General features: G+C 50.0%; 19 protein-coding genes. 10 read left to right on the forward strand and 9 right to left on the reverse strand.

Features of this window, described 5'->3' with window-relative positions; translation table 11 throughout:
- Positions 1 to 162 precede the first annotated feature (162 nt).
- On the forward strand, positions 163 to 2,070 hold the full coding sequence (locus I4W93_RS17115; RefSeq protein WP_205312243.1) for a methyl-accepting chemotaxis protein: 1,908 nt from the start codon (positions 163 to 165) through the stop codon (positions 2,068 to 2,070).
- A 4-nt stretch (positions 2,071 to 2,074) separates the two neighbouring features.
- Here the strand turns inward: I4W93_RS17115 and greB are convergent, their stop codons facing one another.
- Positions 2,075 to 2,557 (reverse strand): transcription elongation factor GreB, encoded by a 483-nt coding sequence (greB, locus tag I4W93_RS17120; protein WP_205312242.1) that lies wholly within the window; start codon positions 2,555 to 2,557, stop codon positions 2,075 to 2,077.
- A 257-nt stretch (positions 2,558 to 2,814) separates the two neighbouring features.
- Here greB and I4W93_RS17125 point away from each other — a divergent pair, with 257 nt between their 5' ends.
- The 3 genes from I4W93_RS17125 (at position 2,815) to envZ (ending at position 5,145) form a co-directional block, all read left to right on the forward strand.
- Positions 2,815 to 3,021, forward strand: a complete 207-nt coding sequence (locus tag I4W93_RS17125) for a hypothetical protein (protein WP_205312241.1) — start codon at positions 2,815 to 2,817, stop codon at positions 3,019 to 3,021.
- 93 nt (positions 3,022 to 3,114) lie between these two features.
- Positions 3,115 to 3,840 carry an osmolarity response regulator transcription factor OmpR gene (ompR, locus tag I4W93_RS17130; RefSeq protein WP_205312240.1) on the forward strand — a complete coding sequence of 242 codons (726 nt, stop codon included), beginning with the start codon at positions 3,115 to 3,117 and terminating at the stop codon, positions 3,838 to 3,840.
- Positions 3,841 to 5,145, forward strand: coding sequence for a two-component system sensor histidine kinase EnvZ (gene envZ, locus I4W93_RS17135; protein WP_205312239.1), 1,305 nt, complete (start codon positions 3,841 to 3,843; stop codon positions 5,143 to 5,145). It abuts the gene before it with no gap.
- Positions 5,146 to 5,186: 41 nt separating this feature from the next.
- Here envZ and I4W93_RS17140 read toward each other — a convergent pair whose 3' ends face one another.
- The 8 genes from I4W93_RS17140 to I4W93_RS17175 form a co-directional block, all read right to left on the reverse strand.
- Positions 5,187 to 5,753, reverse strand: a complete 567-nt coding sequence (locus tag I4W93_RS17140) for a serine protease external chaperone (protein WP_224673524.1) — start codon at positions 5,751 to 5,753, stop codon at positions 5,187 to 5,189.
- An 18-nt stretch (positions 5,754 to 5,771) separates the two neighbouring features.
- Positions 5,772 to 8,027, reverse strand: coding sequence for a S8 family serine peptidase (locus I4W93_RS17145; RefSeq protein ID WP_224673525.1), 2,256 nt, complete (start codon positions 8,025 to 8,027; stop codon positions 5,772 to 5,774).
- A 235-nt stretch (positions 8,028 to 8,262) separates the two neighbouring features.
- Positions 8,263 to 9,126, reverse strand: coding sequence for a hypothetical protein (locus I4W93_RS17150; RefSeq protein WP_205312238.1), 864 nt, complete (start codon positions 9,124 to 9,126; stop codon positions 8,263 to 8,265).
- 3 nt (positions 9,127 to 9,129) lie between these two features.
- On the reverse strand, positions 9,130 to 9,978 hold the full coding sequence (locus tag I4W93_RS17155; RefSeq protein WP_205312237.1) for a DUF6999 family protein: 849 nt from the start codon (positions 9,976 to 9,978) through the stop codon (positions 9,130 to 9,132).
- On the reverse strand, positions 9,971 to 10,654 hold the full coding sequence (locus I4W93_RS17160; RefSeq protein ID WP_205312236.1) for an iron-containing redox enzyme family protein: 684 nt from the start codon (positions 10,652 to 10,654) through the stop codon (positions 9,971 to 9,973). Before I4W93_RS17160 ends, I4W93_RS17155 begins: the two co-directional genes overlap by 8 nt.
- Positions 10,651 to 11,757, reverse strand: a complete 1,107-nt coding sequence (locus tag I4W93_RS17165) for a beta-ketoacyl-ACP synthase III (RefSeq protein WP_205312235.1) — start codon at positions 11,755 to 11,757, stop codon at positions 10,651 to 10,653. The genes I4W93_RS17160 and I4W93_RS17165 overlap by 4 nt, the downstream gene beginning before the upstream one ends.
- Complete coding sequence (locus I4W93_RS17170) at positions 11,754 to 12,326, reverse strand: diguanylate cyclase (RefSeq protein WP_205312234.1); 573 nt, start codon at positions 12,324 to 12,326, stop codon at positions 11,754 to 11,756. The genes I4W93_RS17165 and I4W93_RS17170 overlap by 4 nt, the downstream gene beginning before the upstream one ends.
- A 60-nt stretch (positions 12,327 to 12,386) precedes the next feature.
- Positions 12,387 to 13,703, reverse strand: a complete 1,317-nt coding sequence (locus I4W93_RS17175; protein ID WP_205312233.1) for an APC family permease — start codon at positions 13,701 to 13,703, stop codon at positions 12,387 to 12,389.
- Between the two features lie 157 nt (positions 13,704 to 13,860).
- Here I4W93_RS17175 and I4W93_RS17180 point away from each other — a divergent pair, with 157 nt between their 5' ends.
- From I4W93_RS17180 to I4W93_RS17205, 6 genes are all read left to right on the forward strand, one after another.
- The gene (locus I4W93_RS17180; protein WP_224673526.1) at positions 13,861 to 14,208 is read left to right on the forward strand and encodes a CsbD family protein; all 348 of its coding nucleotides are present in this window, start codon (positions 13,861 to 13,863) and stop codon (positions 14,206 to 14,208) included.
- Positions 14,209 to 14,282: 74 nt separating this feature from the next.
- Positions 14,283 to 15,122: a BON domain-containing protein gene (locus I4W93_RS17185; protein ID WP_205312232.1), complete on the forward strand. Its 840-nt coding sequence runs from the start codon at positions 14,283 to 14,285 to the stop codon at positions 15,120 to 15,122.
- A gap of 90 nt (positions 15,123 to 15,212) precedes the next feature.
- The gene (locus I4W93_RS17190) at positions 15,213 to 15,935 is read left to right on the forward strand and encodes a GGDEF domain-containing protein (RefSeq protein WP_205312231.1); all 723 of its coding nucleotides are present in this window, start codon (positions 15,213 to 15,215) and stop codon (positions 15,933 to 15,935) included.
- A gap of 106 nt (positions 15,936 to 16,041) precedes the next feature.
- Positions 16,042 to 16,470: a DUF4398 domain-containing protein gene (locus I4W93_RS17195; RefSeq protein WP_205312230.1), complete on the forward strand. Its 429-nt coding sequence runs from the start codon at positions 16,042 to 16,044 to the stop codon at positions 16,468 to 16,470.
- Positions 16,467 to 17,429: an OmpA family protein gene (locus tag I4W93_RS17200; protein WP_205312229.1), complete on the forward strand. Its 963-nt coding sequence runs from the start codon at positions 16,467 to 16,469 to the stop codon at positions 17,427 to 17,429. Before I4W93_RS17195 ends, I4W93_RS17200 begins: the two co-directional genes overlap by 4 nt.
- Before the next feature lie 106 nt (positions 17,430 to 17,535).
- Positions 17,536 to 18,288, forward strand: a complete 753-nt coding sequence (locus I4W93_RS17205) for a hypothetical protein (RefSeq protein WP_205312228.1) — start codon at positions 17,536 to 17,538, stop codon at positions 18,286 to 18,288.
- Position 18,289: the final 1 nt, after the last annotated feature.

Here is an 18,289-nt window from a genome sequence, read left to right on the forward strand (position 1 = left end):
ATCTGACCCCAATTATTCTTCTAATTTCGATCTGACCCCAATTATCCTGAGGGATCCCCACGAATTTAGCCCCCTGCATTCAGGGTTGTAGAAAACGTTTTAGCCGTGGCGATATTTTCAGTATGATTGCATGGTTAACTTAGCTGTATGGGTGTACATGTAATGGGTAATTTCAAAAATTTAACGGTAAAGCAGCAGTTTGTATTGGCCTTGGTTGGTCTTATATTGCTTAGCTCGGCCCTTACGGGAGTGTTGGCGTATAACCAGTCCAGGCAGCTTGTGGTAACCCGTATGCTGCAGCATGAAATGCCCTCGGTTGTGCGTCAGGTTAGCTTGACGCTGGAAGGCCAAATTAACCAGATGACGGCGGCAACGCAGCAACTGGCTGAAAACCCCTACATATTGCGCTGGGCAGAGGCGGGTTACCCCGCTGATGAAGAAGCTTTGCTGTTAACGCAAATTCGTAATGTTAAGCAGCAACTTCAGCTTGATGCAGCATCCTGGGCCGACAGGCAAAGCGCCCGCTATTGGAACCAGGATGGTTTTTTACGCACCTTAAATCATGAACAAGACGGCTGGTTTTATGCGTTTCGAGATTCTAACCAGCCCACTAATGTAAGTTTGTTTACGGAACCGAACGGTATTACCCGCATGTTCGTAAACTATCAACAAGTGAATGGTCGGGGTTTGTCGGGTATTGCGTTGTCATTGCAGCAATTGGTAACGTTTTTACGTAATGTGCGTATTGCTGAAACCGGCTTGGTTTATATTGCTGATAGCGCAGGTAATGTCATTATTCACCCAGATGCGAAGCAAATTGGTGGCCAAACCTTACTGCAGCGCTATGGTGCTGACGTGGCGGGTAAGCTTATCAATAGCAAATCTTTGGTTACCGAAACCACCGAGCAGCAATTATTGGTGAGTGTTCCGGTGCAAGGCACCAGCTGGTCGGTGGTGGCTCAAGTGCCGTTACCAGAAGTGCTGGCGCCGGTAGAAACGCTGCGCAATACCTTATTGTTAGCTGGCCTTGCGGCTGTTGTGATTGCTGGCGTACTGGCCTGGATTTTGGCCAGTTCACTTACCCGTCGTTTGCACTCTGTTGCCGAAACATTGGTTAGCATTGGTGAGGGCGAAGGTGATTTACGTCAGCGCTTACCAGCCGACGGTGCGTTGGAAATGCGCCAGATAGGTAGCGGTTTTAATAATTTTGTCGATAAAATTCATCGGTTAGTTACGCAATTACATAACCAAAGCGAAGAGCTGCAAAGCTCAGCATCAAAGGTAGACACCAGCGCGGCCAAAAATAGTGATTTAGCCTCTGAGCAACGAGACCGTCTAAGCGGCATCGCCACGGCCATTGAACAGTTGTCTAATACCATTGGCGCGGTTGCCGCTAATGCCTCGCGTGCTGCAGATACGGCAGAACACACTAACCAAAATGCCAGCCGCGGCCTTGAGGTGATAGGTACTACCAGCGACAGCCTGCAAAAGCTTACTTTGCAGGTAGACAATATTGCCGCTGCAGTTGGTGCTTTAGCTGCTAACTCAGACAAAATTGGCTCTATTCTTAGTGTTATACGGGCTATTTCAGAGCAAACCAATTTGCTGGCACTTAATGCCGCTATTGAAGCTGCGCGCGCAGGAGAGCAAGGCCGGGGGTTTGCGGTGGTAGCTGACGAAGTGCGCCAGCTTGCACAGCGTGCGGCAAGTGCTACCGACGAAATTCAACAAATGATTGATCAACTGCAGTCCGAGTCGCAAAGTGCAGTACTTATTGCGCAGGACGGCAAACAAAAAGCCAGTGACAGTGCAAAATCTATGCAACTTGCTACGGCTGAACTGCAGCACATTGTCGATGGTATTAAGCAGTTAGATCAGTTAAACCGTGAGGTGGCAACCGCCACTGACGAGCAGGCCTCGGTGGTACAGCACCTGGGTGAAAGTGTGCATAGTGTGGCGCATCTTGTAGATGACAGCGCTGAGTCAGCCGCGTCACTGGCCGGGTTTAGCGTGCGTTTGCGTCAACTTTCTACTGAGCTAAATGGGCTGATTGACAAGTTCGTGGTGTAACCGCTTAGACGGTGGTATTTACATAGCTAATGCTATTGATAAACCACAATTTTGGCCCGGTTGGAGTAGGCACCAGCGCTTCGTCATCTACCGCTTTTTTCAGTAGCGCGCGTGCCATGGGTGAGTCGATAGAGATGTAATCTTTGCGGCCGTAAATTTCGTCCGGCCCGACAATGCGGAATTTAAGCTGTTCGCCTTGCTCGTTTTCAATCTCAACCCAGGCGCCAAAAAATACCCGACCGTCTTGTTGCGGTGAGTATTCCACTACTTTTACTGCTTCAATGCGCTTGCGCAGGAACCTTACCCTGGAATCAATTTGCCTGAGAACCCGCTTGTTCTCTTTATAATCAGCGTTTTCACTGCGATCGCCCAGACTGGCTGCCCAGGCTACTTTGGCAGTAATGTCGGGGCGTTTTTCACGCCACAAGTAGCTGAGCTCTTGCTGTAAGGCGGCCAGGCCTTCACGGGTGATTAAGTCTGTGCGCATGAATGGGGTAATTGTCTGATTATTTAATGTAGCGATGGTAACAGTGTTTAACGCTTAACCGCTATCTGCCCGCCATAAAATTGACGAAATTTTGTTTATACATTCTTTTTGTTGCGTTTAATGCACCTATAAAACAACAGCTTACAATTTTGTTTTGTGATTTTTGCATACTGTCATTTAGGTGTCACAAAAATATGCTAGCCAGCTGCAGTGGCCTTGGCTATAGTTGTTTTACGACGTAATAAGAGGCGAAGCGCATGAAAACCAAAGTAATAAGCGTATTAATGGCAGTAGCAGTAATGACGTTAGCAGGCTGTTCTACAGCGCCGGCAAACTATACCTATGTAGTTGACCCAGATTTGTCCGAGCAGGCTGACAATTTAACCCGCACCAGTGCCCATACCGGCCATGTGGTATGGTTGAACCCACCGATGAAGCGCGTGCCGGTAAGCGAACAAAAATAACCAGACAAACTTTGTAACATAAACAACCGCCATGGTTTTTCGCCGTGGCGGTTTTTTCGTTTATAGTGGAGCAAATCTTACGGAGGCTTCATTATGGCCAGTTCAGAAACGCCGAAAATTCTTGTTGTAGATGATGATATGCGCCTGCGCGCCTTGCTGGAACGATACCTGGTAGAGCAAGGCTATCTGGTGCGTGCTGTGGCTAATTATGAACAAATGCAGCGCATGATGGAGCGGGAAAATTTTCATCTGGTGGTGCTGGATTTAATGCTTCCGGGTGAGGATGGTTTATCTATTTGCCGTAAATTACGCCAGCAAGAAAATGAAATTCCTATCATTATGCTCACTGCCAAAGGCGACGAGGTTGACCGTATCATCGGCCTTGAAATGGGCGCCGACGATTACCTGCCAAAGCCATTTAACCCAAGAGAGCTGCTGGCGCGTATTCGCGCGGTAATGCGACGTAAAAGCAAAGAGCTGCCCGGCGCACCCAGCCAATCAGAGGCTACAGTAGAATTTGGTCCGTTTAAATTTAACCTAGCCACCCGTGAGATGCGCAAAGGCGACGAATTGTTACCATTAACCAGCGGCGAATATGCGGTTTTGAAGGTGCTGGTTAGCCACCCGCGTGAGCCGTTGTCACGCGATAAACTGATGAACCAGGCGCGCGGCCGCGATTACTCCGCCATGGAGCGCAGCATCGACGTACAAGTATCACGCTTGCGGCGCATGCTAGAGGATGACGCCGCTAACCCACGATATATCCAAACTGTCTGGGGCTTGGGTTATGTGTTTGTACCGGATGGTAGTGTAACCTAGATGCGTATATTGCCCCGCAGTGCCTTCGGCCAAACGGTGTTCTTGATTGGCTTATTGCTGCTTATTAACCAGCTGGTGTCCTATCTGTCTGTGGCGTTTTATGTGATTAAACCGACAACACAACAAATTAACCACTTAATTGCAAAACAGATCAGGGTTGTGTTTATCGATATTGGTCATGAGCAGCCAGTACTGTCTACTGAACTCACCGCTCGCTTTCATGAAGCTACCGGTATTGAAGTTTATACCGAGCAACAGGCCATGCAGCAAGGATTAGCCGACGCAAGCTACTACGGCTATTTCTCTGACCTAATGTCGCGTGAGCTCGGAGGCCCGGCAGAAGTGCGGGTGGCGCAAGGCGATGCCTATGCTTTTTGGGTTCGGCCACCACAGGCGCCGCAGTATTGGGTTAAGGTACCGCTGTCCGGGTTAGACGAAACCGACTTTTCGCCGTTGACATTTTATTTGCTGATGATTGGCGTATTAAGTGTGGGGGGCGGTTGGTTATTTGCCCGCCAGCTAAACCGGCCATTGAAAAGTTTGCAGCAAGCAGCGTTGCAGGTTGGCCGGGGTGAGTTTCCGCCACCACTGGCCGAGCATAAAGGCTCTACCGAAATTATTGCCGTGACCAAGGCATTTAACTATATGGCGCGCGGTATTCGCCAGCTAGAACAAGACCGAGCCTTGCTCATGGCGGGCGTATCACACGATTTGCGTACGCCCTTAACCCGTATCCGCTTAGCGTCTGAGATGATGCATGAGCAGGACAGTTGGATCCGCGATGGCATTATTAACGACATAGAAGATATGAATGCCATTATCGATCAATTTATTGATTATCTGCGACATCACAAAGAAGAAGCTGGCGAAAAAGAAAATCTTAATATACTGGTGAAAGAGCTGGTACAGGCAGAACATTTACAACAACGCCATATCGCGACCGATTTAGCGCCGAACTTACCCGACATCACTGTACGGCGCATTGCAATTAAGCGCTTACTAAATAATTTATTGGAAAACGCGCTGCGATATAGCGAAGGTGACATTGATATTTCTACCGGCTTCGAGCGCAATCGCAAAAGAGTGTATATACAAATTCGCGATCATGGCCCTGGCATTCCAGAGCATCAGATGAAAGCGATGTTTGAGCCCTTTACGCAGGGCGACATTGCACGCGGCAGTGGTGGTTCAGGCCTTGGCCTGGCAATTATAAAAAAGATTGTTGATATGCACCACGGTGATATTACGCTACACAATCATGCTTTTGGTGGCCTGGTGGTTACGGTTTATTTACCCCTTAAATAAAAAGCCCTGCGTTAGCAGGGCTTTTCACATCACCAACCAAGTTATTGGTTAGTGTATTTTGTTTCCATAATATCCAGTCGAGCTGTGCTAACCATACCTGAAGCCTTAATTTGCTCCAGTAAGGTAACCAACTCTGCATCATTTACCGGTTGTACTATATACACACCAGTACTGCTGGCTGAACGTACAATCTTCAGATCGAACTGTTGCAACAGATTGTTGATGCTGGTTCCAGGCTTAGCTAATACGCTAATATTGCCTGTTACTACGCCCATTTCACCGGTCATGTTGTTACGCACTACCGAATTACGGCGAAACTCCATCATTTTATCAACATCAGTGTTTGCAGCACGGCTGACCAGCGTCATATTGCCAATATCCTTGCGGCTGTTGCTACGGTCTGCTAATGACTGTGGCACAGCAATCAGGTCTGGCTGTAGCTGGTACATGCCGTATTTTCCTGCCTGGTTAGCGTCAACTGCCATACTGGGCTTTTCCATTACACGACTTTGCGTGTTTTGTTGCAGCTCACTTTTCAGATCCTGCGCGCAGGCAGTATTCATCACCAGGCAAAGGGTTGTTGCTAAAATAGATACTTTGTACTTCATAAATAATTCCCTTGACTGTTAATGACCAAATACCCGGATGGCTACGCCTTCCAGCACTGTGTCCTGCACGTTGTTTACATATCCTAGTGGCCAGATTGAGTTTGTCACAGGGTAATCTGAACCGTTGGTATCAACCACCCGAATAGTCCAGGTGCCTTTGGCACTTTCACCATAAAAGGCATTTGACAAAAATACGGAGTCTTTCAGGATATAGCCTTCGTTATAGCCAGTTGCGAAATCGAATGACGGATCTGCGATGGCCTGCTTAGAAGACAGTAATACGCTGGTAGTACCGCTAGGTGATGTTACTTCAATCGCAAGGTCGATACCGGCAGTTGTCTGGCTTGGGAACGAATCAGAGCGCAGTTCGGCGTTAGCCACGTCAAATGCAAATTGTACACCTTCTACAGTGATCTCATCTGCAATTTCAATGGTTTGTACCGCACCGTCTGCGTTGTTATCAGCTACAGTAGCCGTAAGTGGCGCCTCACCAGCCTGGCTACCTACACCGGTCCAATCGCTGAATACCTGCATTGGTAGAGGGTTGCTGTATATTCTGGCTAATGCCACAGCATCGCCTGCATTTACACGGCCAAAGCCATACAGGTTATTGTGCGAATAGCCAGCAGCATTTTCCACCCAACCCGGATGGGCTGTGAACTCGCCGTCACCAACTGGAAGTACAACAGCAGCGTTTTGCGGGTCAACCTTAGTACTGGTTCTTACCAGGATGTCTTTAATTTCACGGTAAGACAGGCTTGGGTTCGCACTATGAACCAAGGCAATAACACCGGCAGCATTAGGCGCAGCTGAAGACGTACCGTTAAAGGTACTGGTGTAGTTACAGCTTGGGTTTTCCGGGTGACCCGGGTAATTAAATGGTGTAAACGCGGCATCATACTCTGGCCAACCGCCAGCATCCACACTCGGGAAGCTACTATAACCGCGTAAGCAGGTCATTTGGTCGGTGGTCACCATTGCGGGTGCTAAGTCACCATATTCACCTGCTGGTGCAGAGAAAAGTACGTTGGCACCTGCTGTAGAGTAACTGGTGTGTTTACCGTTTGAGTTCACTGCCGCTATAGAAAAATAAAACGGCGTATTCTGTGAAGGCTCAAAGTTGCCGTTTAAGCATGTAAGGCCCAATGCTCTGGCAGGGTTACAGATACCGCCCGCCCAGCTGTTATTGCCTGGGCTAAGGAAGCTGTTGCCGCTTGACTTGGTATTTACCGCACCTAAACCTGAGCGCAGTGCCATGGCTGAATAGCTTTGTACTGCTTCTTCGAATAAATCATAAGAAATAACAGCAGGATAGCTGATGCCATAGCTACGGTTAAACACAGTTAAAGGTTCGCTTTCAGTAATACCACTACCCGGAATACCATGACTTAATGCACCGTTAAGATCAGACTGGGCATTCAGGTAGTTCATACCAATTAGCTTGGCATGCGGTGCTACACCGCGGCCGCCCATACCATTCCAGCCTTCAGCAGCAATTAAACCTGCCACACTGGTACCGTGGTCGCCGTAAAGGCTGGTAGAAGTTGGGTCGGTTACATTTAATGCACCAGGAACCATATTCAGTGAGCGATTTGGCAGAACATTTCCAGCCAAGTCTTCATGCGCAAGTTCCATGCCTGAATCGACGACTACGGCGATACTGCCGGTGCCTGTTACGTTTTGTTGGAAGGCGCGGACCACGTTCATGTCCTGGCCAGCAACCAGAATGTTCGGATCAACCCTGGCAGCAATCCAGGCGTCTGCTTGTGCTTCAGTAAAGCCAACATCGTTAATAAGAAACGCTTTAATACCGTCGACATTCAATGAATAAGCTTTTTGGCCGGTATTGTTCAGGTGCCACTGCTGGTAAGCTAATGGGTCTGATGCAGCTGGTGCAATGGATAATGAAGCCGTTGCGGTTGCTGTACCATCACTAACGGTGTAATTGACGTTAGTCGCGCCGTCTTTCAGTGGCAGAAAACTAAAACCGGTGCCCTGAACGCTTAGCAAACCATTTTGCAGGGTATACACGCCCTGGCTTGGTTGAATGGCTGTGCCGTTTTCTGAAATGGCAGTGATAATCAGCGTGTCATTATCTACGTCTGAGACACTAAAATTACCTTGATTATTTTTCCAGCTATAGGTTGTTTCTACTGCGACATTTTGCGCGACCGGGGCTGTGTTACTTTCGCCACTACTACCACCACATGCGGTGACAGATAATGCCACGGCAATCGCGACGCCGCTTAATCTGTACTTATTTGTGTTCAACATGTTCATCCTAATTCCCAGGCTATTATTTTAATACTGCCATCACGTAAATATACAAGTGTAAAAAAAGTGATGGGGTTTTAGAGCATATAGTCAATTGCAAGTCATTTAAAGCAATTTGTATTGCGCTATCGTTGTTTGATTATCAAATTTGTAAAGAAATGACTGCAGTTGCCTTCAACGCTGTATCCAGATTGCCAGTAAATGTTTTACAGATCAATAACGTAGTTTATTGAGTTTATTGTTGTGCTGAAGCCGCTGCCATCAATGTGACTAGTGTTGAAACGATGTTTTTATCTTGCCAGTACTGATTGTGCGATAACGGATTCCAGCTTGCTGCAAGCCAGCCCCAAACGCTGCTATTGGCATTGATCGCAATATCTTTTACCAGTGCAGCATAACCAGTTGATAAATCACCCAATGGCCAGCCTAATACATCGTCTTTGTCGTAGTAGTTATGCCAGATAAAATCGCTGTTGGGTTTGTTAAACGGAATAACCTGCTCCATAGCATGGGCAGCAACAAAAATGGGGATATTGCAGCCGGTAGTCAGTAAGGCTTGCAAACGATCGCCACGCAAAAATGCGATATCCTGCTCGGTTAACGGGCTATCGCCGCTGATGCCGGCCTGGTAGCGTTTTATATCCTGCCAGATACCTGCTGCGGGTTTTACACCAGCTCTGGCTTGCTGGGCATCCCATAAATAGCACGACAGCACATGGCAACCAAGCGAGTGGGCTAACAGTAGCAACTTACCATCGGCGGTTAACTGCTGTTTCGCCAGATACAATGCGCGGGCGATTTTCAGCTGGCTGTAATGATACAAACTGTGGGGCTGCTCTTTACGGTGTTCCAGCGCTGCGGCGTCGGCAAAGCCAAATAGCATAAAGCGGCGCAGTTTACTCCAGCGCAGGCGATGCCCCACCGCTTGCCACACCCGTTGCTCGTTATACAGCAACAAATCTTGATAAAACACCGTACCGCAATAAAGCTGTGTTGCATCTGCTGCCAGGCTTTTTTGCAGCTGAGTAAACAGCTTTTCAGCATAATCTGGTTGGGTTTCGCCCATGCCATGAATGGTAACCAGTGCGACGCTTTTCATAGTTCAAGCCTGCCGCTGTTGGCGATGCTGCTGCAGATAGGCATACAACTGCTCGGTAAAAAAGCCGTGCATTAAAAACCGCTGGCCTAAATTCCATGGCCCAACTAAGTAATGTGGAAACTTGTTATAAGCCATTTCGCGCAGGCTGTTATCGCCCAGCAAATCACCAATACGAATGGCGATGGACTGGTCCAGGTTAAAGCCGTTAATGGCATCGCGGTACTCTTCGCGGGTTAGCAGCAGGCAAAATAAACACATAAACAGCGCATGGGCGCTTTCAAAATCCAGCCATTGGCTGCGCTTTGCAGTTAATTGAAACTGCGCCATATCAATAGACTGCCAGTGTTGCCAGTTAAGCTGAGCAGGATCTATAGGCTGCTTTGGGTGATGCCAGCTGCCAAGCTCGGCAAATAAACGAAACAGCTGTTGGTCATGTTCAACAAAGCTGGCCTGTTGCATATCGGCAATACTTTTAGGGTAAAGCTGTACTGGTGTGAAAGCGCTATTGGGGCTATTGGCCGCCAAAAAATTCAGCACATTAGATTCGGTAGCATAGTGGCGCAAAATCAGTAAGTTGGCCTCTTTGCTCACAAAGTGAGTGCAAAACCAGCAAATCAGCTTTTGTAAAATGCTATGCGCACTAAATTGTGGCAACGGCAGGCGTTTAAACAACCAGGTAATATGCAGCAAAATGGCAAAAATAAACTGCAGCAATGGCCGCACGCCCCAGCGCAGCGGATTTTGTAAGTCTTTTAACCATAAATCCAGTGCCGCCTGTTCTATCGGCAGTGAGTTATCGTTAGCAATAGCTTTTAAGTAGGCGCTTGGGCCAGTACCTGTTTTACTACTCATGATCAACTTCCTCCAGTTGCAGGCAATACAGCCGGGCGGTTACGCGAGCGGTGCGAACTATGGCAGTAAGTTGTGCAGGGCTTTGGCACAAGCGGTCTATCAGCTGATACAGTTTTTGCATATGGTCGTCGTCGTTGGCGCCATGATAACGCATAAAGCGGGTGTAGCTGCCATCGCCGGCCGTCGTTTGGTCTATTTGTGCTGCCCAGTCGTTGGCCATTTTTTGCCCCAGGCCTTCAATGATCCACATGGCGCCAATTAAATCGACAGGGTTAGGCTGGCTGGCGCGGTACATTAAGAATCCGTGCAGTGCCTCGGTACCGATATTGCGCGGTGCCTGCTGAATGTCAGTTAAGTTGCCACCGGCAGCGACATAATCGCGCTCGAGCATTTCATAGTCGCGGTGCTCTTCGCGGGCGTGGCCAATAATAACTGAACGCACATCGCTGTAATCGCGATCAAAGCTTGAGGCACAGCGGCTGATCCAGCGCGAGCCTTCAATCACCTGTTGGCGCCAATTCAGCAGCAGTTGGCAATAATCAGCTTTGCTAAACTGGCCGCGGTCTAAGCGCTGCAACAGCGGCACCCGGCCCAGTTGGCGCTCAAATTCAAACCATACCCGCATTAAAGCTTGTAAACATTGTTGGCCCTGTGGGCTAAGTACGTGTTCTGTCATGCGTCCACCACGGTAAGTTGCATATAGGCATTATTAAAGCGGCCGCTTTCCGGCACCATACAAATAATGGTATCGCCGGTTTTATAGTGTTGGGTGCGGCGAAATTCGTCCAGCATAATAAAAATAGAGGCACAACCGGTATTGCCACGCGTGTACAGGTTGGAATACCACTTCGGCTCAGCAATGCCAACACCGGCGCGCTGCAGCATGTCGAAGATTTTGCCGCGAAAATAGTGTGATGAGTAATGACACAGTACGTGGTCTATTTTGTCAGGCTGAATGCGGCCCTCACTGATTAACCGCAGATAGCCATCTACGCCCAGCTTAACAATGTTTTCCAGCAGGCGCACATCCTGGCGGATCAACAAGGCACCAGCGGCTTCGGCCTCGGCATAGCTGGCGTAGTCCTGCCAGCTTTTGCTGTGGTCGCTTTCTGTTGGGTAACCCACGCTCATACATACCGGATAGGCATCTGCATGCGAGAAACTGCGGATCCAGTCAATACGAAAACACTGGCCGCGTGCTTGGGTTTCTAGTAGCAAGGCACCGGCGCCGTCAGAAAGCATCCAGCGCAGAAACTCGGCGTTAAAATCAAGCGTGCTACCGGCCGCTTCATAACGGCTGGCTTTAAATAAGCGCGAGGTAAGCTCGCTGGCCACCACTAGCGCATTGGGCTGCTCGCCGGCTTTAAGGTTGGTAAAGGCGGCTTTTAGCGCCATCATACTGCTGGAACAAATACCATGGCTGCTATGCAGCTCAATATCACTTAGGCCCAGCTCAGCCTGCAACATAGAGCCAAAACCCGGCAGTACGATATCGCCCTGGCTGGTGGCAGCACTTAGCATTTTAATCTGCCGTTTGCCTAAGAAGCTTTGGGTTAAACAGTGCTCGGCGGCTTTAGCCGCCATACCGGCGTTCGATATTGTGGTGTTATGCTGTGCATCAATAGCGTAATGCCGTGTTTGAATACCGTTAGATTGCAAAATGCGCCGCTTTAACCTGCTGGGCTTGCCATGCACCAAACCTAACAGGGGTTCCATTTGGTCATTGTTAATAGCCGGGCCGGGTAAAAAGTGGCCGCTACTGGTGATATACACGCTCATGCGCTCACCTGTGGTCGCTTTAATGCGGCGATTAAACAGCGCAGGTTTTCTTCCATATAAGGCAGCACACACACCAGTGCCATAAAGCCCAGATAATAAGGCAGGTAGGTATCACCGCCATGGGCGTAGGGCATGCGCTGAAAATAAAATTCGCCCTGCCAGTTAAAGCTAATCAGTTTAATAAACACCGGATAGTTAATCACAACGATTAACAGCAACATATACAACGGCAAGGTGGCCAGATAATTATGCGCGTGCATTTCCCACACACTGATGTGGCGCTTGGGTGCGGCGTAGTGCACGTCGTAATGCGCTACGGCTTCATGTGCCAGCCAGGCCGCAATGCAAATAAGCAAAATAAGCACATTGACCTGAAACAGTAGGCACAGCAAAATCGGCACGGCCATTTGCAGGCCCATTAATGAATGAACAAGCGACTCTTTTAAGCCTGAGGTATGTTCAATTTTGGTAGCGCGGTGGCAGCACCAGTCGACAAAGCCGGCAATACCCCACAGCGGTAAAAACACATACAACATTAACTGAATAAGTAACTGACTGGTTTGCAACACCCTACTCCTGTTGGTGCTAATACTGCAGCGTACTATAACGCAAGGTTAATATTTTGTAGATTATTTTCTTGGCCCAGCTTGCCAGCGAGCCAACAAATACAATGCTGTGCCAAGCAGCACGAATAACGCTGTGGCCAGTACTGACGACAGGCTAACTTGCAGCGCCAGCCAAACACAAGCGGCGATACCTAGTAGTGGAATAAGGTTACCCAGTGGCAGCACGAAGCTGTCGCAATTGGCCAATTTCGGCCGCAGTACTGGCACGGCTGCGCAGGTTAGGCCATACAGTAATAGGCGCGACACAACGGTGGCGGCAGCAAGCCATAAAAATGACCCATACAAGGCGAGCAATAGCGCCAATATGCCAAAAAACACGATCGAGTTAGCCGGCGTTAAAAAGCGTGGCTGCACTGCAGAAAACCAGCGTGGCAAGCTGCCATCTTCAGCCAGGGCAAAGCTGGCCCGTGGAGTAGAAAATATTGCCCCCAGCAGGTTGGCGGCTACTGATGCGACCACGCCGAGCATCAGTATAACAGCGCCAACAGGGCCAAATAACGCTGCGGCGACATCTAACAATGGGTTGGCAGAACTGGCTATATCGGCCACGGCGGCCACACTTACCAGCTGAATGCCGATATACAGTAAGGTTACCAGTAGTAAACCGAGTATTAAGGCCCGGGGCATATCGCGCGCCGGGTTTTTCGCTTCACCGGCCGGTACCACCACCGATTCAAAACCGACAAAAGCATAAATGAGTAGCAAGGTGGCAGCGCCGATATCGTATGGGCTGTTAAATACGTTTGCTGGGTTAAACGTTGGTAACAAGGTGCTGGCTGTAGTGCTAACACCAACAATAACCAGCAGCAATAATACGGCAAATTTAATCACGGTTAGCAGTGCCAGCGAACGTATTGCCCGCACCGATCCTACGACATTAATCAGCGTCAGGCCTGCAATAATCACAGCCAGTAATATCGCACGGTTTATACCGGCGGCTGCCGCCGGCCAAAAATAACCCAGGCTGTCGACCAATAGCACACTATTGGCGGCAAAAGACACCAGCCTTGCGATGTAATATAACCAGCCAGCCTGAAAACCGATAAAGGGGCCAAAGGCCGCGGTGCCATAGCGCACCGGGCCACCACTACCGCGAAAATAACTAGCCAGCTCTGCCATGCTTAGCAAAATGGGTAAAATTAACAGCGCACATAACAGATAGATTAACGGGCTGTACTCTCCAGCTAATTTCGCCGCCCCGCCCGGCAAACCAAAAATACCGGCACCAATTAAGCCGTTTACCACCAATAACCATAAGCCAAATAAGCCTAGGTGCCGTGGTAACGTGTTGTTATGTATGGTATTTGCTGTATCAGGCATTGTGACTGTCCGAGTTTGGTAAAGCCTTACTATAAAGTGAAACAGCGTTATAAGCACCTGTATGCGCGCTGACGCACCGACCGGGCTTGAATAAAGCGTTAGCCTGCTTTACCAGCCAGTGCAGCTCTGCAGTGGCGGCGTTGATAACGAGGTCTATATGAATAAGTACAGTGAGCAGTATCGTGGTGAAAATAGCGGCAAAGGCGATAATTCAGCTACAGGCTCAGCGCCGGTGGCTGGAGACAAAAAAGCAACTGCGGCGATTAAGCCGGCCGCTGGTACGAAAACCGTGCAGGTAACACCGACGATGGGCGTGAAAAATAAATGGCCACAACAGGTCAAAGCAGCGAAAACCCAATGGGGCAAACTCAGTGAAGCTGAAATACTGAAAAGTGACGGTAATCCGCAGCAACTCAGTGGTTTGGTGCAGCAGCGCTATGCCATTACGCGGGATGTGGCTGACAAGCAGGTTAAAAGCTTTCTGGATAAATGCGACCTGGCATAGTCAAAGTGAGCTGCCGGAGCTGAAACACTAAAAACTCCGGCGCGTTGTGCTGAATCCATACAAGGAAAACCAACATGAAAATATTTACCCGCAAGTTACTACTGGCTGCCGCGATAACGCTGGCGCTGGGTAGCACGGCTGTTGTTGCAGAAAACAGCATGGCAGCAAAAGAGCACACCGGACCGATAACTAACGCCCGGCAGGAAGCCCAAATTTGGACTACCTATGCGCTCAGCCCTTATCTTAGGGCCAATGACATTAGCGTTACTGTGCTGGATGGTAAAGCTACATTAACCGGCAATGTCGCCGAAGATGTGCACAAAGACCTGGCCGGCGCCATTGCAGAGGGCGTTAAGGGTATTGATGATGTTGACAACCAAATCAGTGTAGATGCTGATTATAAAGCACCGGACCGCAGCACCCGCGGTTATGGCGATGTAGTGGATGACGTGACGATTACCACCGCCATTAAATCGAAGTTGCTGTGGAGCAAGCACGCCGAAGGTATGGATACCAAGGTAGAGACTAACAACGGCAAAGTGGAGCTAAGCGGCACTGTTGCTACACAGCAAGCAAAAGAGCAGGCCGGAAAACTGGCGAAAAATACCAACGGCGTGCGCTCGGTAGATAACAAATTACGGGTGAGTGACAAAACGGCTGACGGCAAAAGCTACAAAAAAGCGGATGCACAAAAAAGCACTGCTATTGCTGATAGCTGGATAACCACTAAGGTGAAATCCACCTTTATGTATTCCAGTAATGTAGCCGGTGCCGATATATCGGTGAATACCGACAAAGGTGTTGTTACGCTGGCCGGTAAAGTAGACAGCGGCGTAGAACAGGCGCTGGCGATAGAACTGGCACAAAATATCCGTGGTGTAAAAAGTGTCTCGTCAAAGCAATTGATTTTCTAAGTTATTTTTACTGCGCCAATGTGCGGTTTCGCACATTGGCCGCAATGTTGACGCGCTAAGCTGAAGCTTTTCGCGTTTTGGGGTAATGTTATGAATGAACCTGTTGATTCTAATCCATATATGCTTCGCAACTCCGTGTTGAAACTACAGCTGGAAAGTCAGCAGGCAGAGCTGATAAGAGTTCACTGCGAAGTGATGTTGCAGCGCAGCATTTGGGGTCGGCAACAGCAGCAACTGCAGCAGGACAATCAGCTGTTGTTGTTCTCGCTGATCCAGGCGGGAGTATTGAATGTCACCACCCTGGCGCGGTTACAGCAACTTACCCAAGACAGCCAATGCGATGCGCTGACACAAACATTAAACCGCACAACAATGCTGGATCGCATCAGCCAGGCTATAAGCATGGCAAAGCGGCAACAGCATGGCTTCGCACTGCTGTTTCTCGATTTAAATAACTTTAAGCCAATTAATGATCAATACGGCCATGCCGCCGGTGATGCGGTTTTGCAACAGGTTAGCGCGCGGCTGCAAGCTGCAATCCGCGACAGTGATGCCGTTAGCCGCCACGGTGGTGATGAGTTTCTGTTGTTGCTGAACAATATCAAACACGCCAAAGATGCTGGTTTGTTTGCCGCCAAGCTTGCCGTGCAGCTGGCGCAGCCGTATCAGTTGGAGCAGGGCGTTGTGTCGTTGTCTGCCAGTATTGGTATTGCTTGCTATCCGGCTGACGCCGATACGGCCAAGGCGCTGATCTGTCATGCCGATGCAGCAATGTATAGGGCAAAACGGCAAAGCCAAGCCGACGTGGCTTAACGTCTGGCGTAGCTATGCGCGCCAGCGTACAGACAGCAAACGGATTACAGCTGATAGTGGAGTAGGGCGCACCTTTGCTGCTGCCGCGAACTCTCAGGAGCCACAGATGAAAACACCTAATTTCGAACAATGGTTTACCGTAAAGCCACTATGTGCTCCGACCATCGGCAAAGGTTGGTTAGTGCTGGCCGCTGCGACCATGCTAACGGCCTGTGCATCAGCGCCTGAGTCGCCGTCGTCGGAATTGCTGGCCGCAGAGCGTGCTATCGGTAATGCTGAGCGGGCTCAAGTGATCCGTTATACCAGCATTGAATTAAACACTGCGCGCACTGAACTGAACGCCGCGCGCAGTGCCGTAACAGCAAAAAATATGCCGCAGGCACAGCGTCTGGCGTTACAGGCACAGTTAATTGCGGAGCTAGCACTGGCAAGGGCTGAGTTACTTAAAGCACAAGCGGTAAACCAGGATATGCAGCAAAGCATTGATGCCTTGCAGCAGGAAGCACAGCGCAACCTTTCAGGAGTAAAACCATGAAACCTGTTACTTACGTTACTAACAACCTGCTGAGCCTGAGTTTGGCCACTGCGTTGCTGACGGGCTGCGCGGCAGCACCAAAAAGCCCGGATGGGGCCTCTAATGTGCGCCAGCAACTGACTCAGTTGCAGGCTGACGTACAGCTGGCAGTATTGGCTCCGCTGGCAATTAAAGATGCCGAACAGGCCGTGCTGCTGGCAGAGCAGCCAGAAAAAAACACAGCGCTGGCGGCGCACCGCGTGGTAATGGCAGAGCGCAAAGTAAGTATGGCCTCTACTCAGGCACAAACCCGACAGTTAGAGTTACAGCGTGATGCGCTAAGCCAAAAACGTGATGATGTGCGGTTGAGTGCGCGTACGCGTGAAGCCGCCAGTGCCAGAGCCGACGCCAGCAGTGCCCGCAGCGATGCCGAATTTGCGCGGTCTCAGGCCAGTGATGCCAGAGCGGATGCCAGCAGTGCACGGCTGGCAGAAAGTGCCGCCGCAGGACGCGAGACCGCAGCCTTATCTGCTGCTACTACTGCCCGGCAACAAGCGGCAGTATCTGCAGCAACAACGGCAGATTTGCGGGCGCAAATAGCCGAGTTGAATGCCCGGCCAACCGACCGCGGTTTGGTTGTTACGCTGGGTGATGTGTTATTCGACACTGGCAGAGCTAACCTGAAAAACGGCAGCAGTAATCACTTAAATAAATTGGCGCTGTTTTTAAATGCTTACCCCGAGCGCACTGCGCAAATTGAAGGCCACACGGATGATGTTGGTTCAGACGCTGCCAATATGCTGTTGTCGCAGCGTCGGGCAGATACCGTTAAAGCCTTTCTTGTTCAGCAGGGTATCGCCGCCAGCCGGCTTGATGCGTCAGGCAAAGGTGAAGCTCAGCCTCTGGTTGCTAATGTTGCGGCGGAAGCGCGGGCGCAGAACCGGCGGGTAGAGGTGATCATTGCCAATACTTTGGAATAAAACTTCAGCGCTATGCGCGCTGGCGCACCGACTGCGCCGTTCGTATTCGACACACTAGGTTACTACTGCGGCAATGTCGCCGCAGTCATTAAATCACGGAGCTTTTATGGAACAGCCTACAGACAGCCAGGCGATCGGCAATGCTTTTGCCCGCAAAGTTGACGCCGCCTCAGGCAGTATGCACCGCGCGATTGACAGTGCATCAGAAGCTGCATCACCGGCATTAAAACATATGACAACGGGTGCTCATAATTCGGTAGACAAGTTGGCCAATGGTATTAACCACGCGGCTGAATCTATATCGACAAAGAGCTCGCAGCTGCATCATCTGCAACAACAGCTGGCTGATACTACACGCACTCAGGTACGCAGTCATCCGTTGCTGTCTGTTGGGGTTGCGTTAGCCGGCGCAGTGGTGGGCATGATGCCAACTGACTCTGAGGATACCACACCCGCTACGGCGGGTGTTTCTTCAATAACGGCTGATGTCAGTGCTGAATTAGCAGTATGGTGGCAACAGGCCAGAGCACTGGCCTATGATCAACTGCAGTTGCTGACGCTGGAAGGCGAGCGGGTGGCGAACAGCATGGTGGCATTGCTGGTGTTTGGCTTGCTGGCTGGCTTACTGACGCTGACATTATGGTTTGCCGCGCTGGCGCAAATAATTATGTTAGCACAACACTACGGCGTGGCAACCGCACCGGCGCTGGCGCTGGCTATGGTGGCTAACCTGGCCGCTTTATGGTTAGTGTTGCGCCGCTGCGCGCACTACAGTGGCTTACTGCGTTTTCCCTCTACCATGCAAAGCTTGCAACTGGCTGCAGCTGAGCCAGATGCTGATAGCCAAAAGAAGGTGTAAT

Source organism: Rheinheimera maricola, assembly GCF_016918075.2.
GTDB lineage: Bacteria > Pseudomonadota > Gammaproteobacteria > Enterobacterales > Alteromonadaceae > Alishewanella > Alishewanella maricola_A.

Coding starts and splice junctions, on each gene's coding strand:
- I4W93_RS17115 (WP_205312243.1), top strand. CDS start 163: ATGGGTAATTTCAAAAATTTAACGGTAAAGCAGCAGTTTGTATTGGCC.
- greB (WP_205312242.1), bottom strand. CDS start 2,557: ATGCGCACAGACTTAATCACCCGTGAAGGCCTGGCCGCCTTACAGCAA.
- I4W93_RS17125 (WP_205312241.1), top strand. CDS start 2,815: ATGAAAACCAAAGTAATAAGCGTATTAATGGCAGTAGCAGTAATGACG.
- ompR (WP_205312240.1), top strand. CDS start 3,115: ATGGCCAGTTCAGAAACGCCGAAAATTCTTGTTGTAGATGATGATATG.
- envZ (WP_205312239.1), top strand. CDS start 3,841: ATGCGTATATTGCCCCGCAGTGCCTTCGGCCAAACGGTGTTCTTGATT.
- I4W93_RS17140 (WP_224673524.1), bottom strand. CDS start 5,753: ATGAAGTACAAAGTATCTATTTTAGCAACAACCCTTTGCCTGGTGATG.
- I4W93_RS17145 (WP_224673525.1), bottom strand. CDS start 8,027: ATGTTGAACACAAATAAGTACAGATTAAGCGGCGTCGCGATTGCCGTG.
- I4W93_RS17150 (WP_205312238.1), bottom strand. CDS start 9,126: ATGAAAAGCGTCGCACTGGTTACCATTCATGGCATGGGCGAAACCCAA.
- I4W93_RS17155 (WP_205312237.1), bottom strand. CDS start 9,978: ATGAGTAGTAAAACAGGTACTGGCCCAAGCGCCTACTTAAAAGCTATT.
- I4W93_RS17160 (WP_205312236.1), bottom strand. CDS start 10,654: ATGACAGAACACGTACTTAGCCCACAGGGCCAACAATGTTTACAAGCT.
- I4W93_RS17165 (WP_205312235.1), bottom strand. CDS start 11,757: ATGAGCGTGTATATCACCAGTAGCGGCCACTTTTTACCCGGCCCGGCT.
- I4W93_RS17175 (WP_205312233.1), bottom strand. CDS start 13,703: ATGCCTGATACAGCAAATACCATACATAACAACACGTTACCACGGCAC.
- I4W93_RS17180 (WP_224673526.1), top strand. CDS start 13,861: ATGAATAAGTACAGTGAGCAGTATCGTGGTGAAAATAGCGGCAAAGGC.
- I4W93_RS17185 (WP_205312232.1), top strand. CDS start 14,283: ATGAAAATATTTACCCGCAAGTTACTACTGGCTGCCGCGATAACGCTG.
- I4W93_RS17190 (WP_205312231.1), top strand. CDS start 15,213: ATGAATGAACCTGTTGATTCTAATCCATATATGCTTCGCAACTCCGTG.
- I4W93_RS17195 (WP_205312230.1), top strand. CDS start 16,042: ATGAAAACACCTAATTTCGAACAATGGTTTACCGTAAAGCCACTATGT.
- I4W93_RS17200 (WP_205312229.1), top strand. CDS start 16,467: ATGAAACCTGTTACTTACGTTACTAACAACCTGCTGAGCCTGAGTTTG.
- I4W93_RS17205 (WP_205312228.1), top strand. CDS start 17,536: ATGGAACAGCCTACAGACAGCCAGGCGATCGGCAATGCTTTTGCCCGC.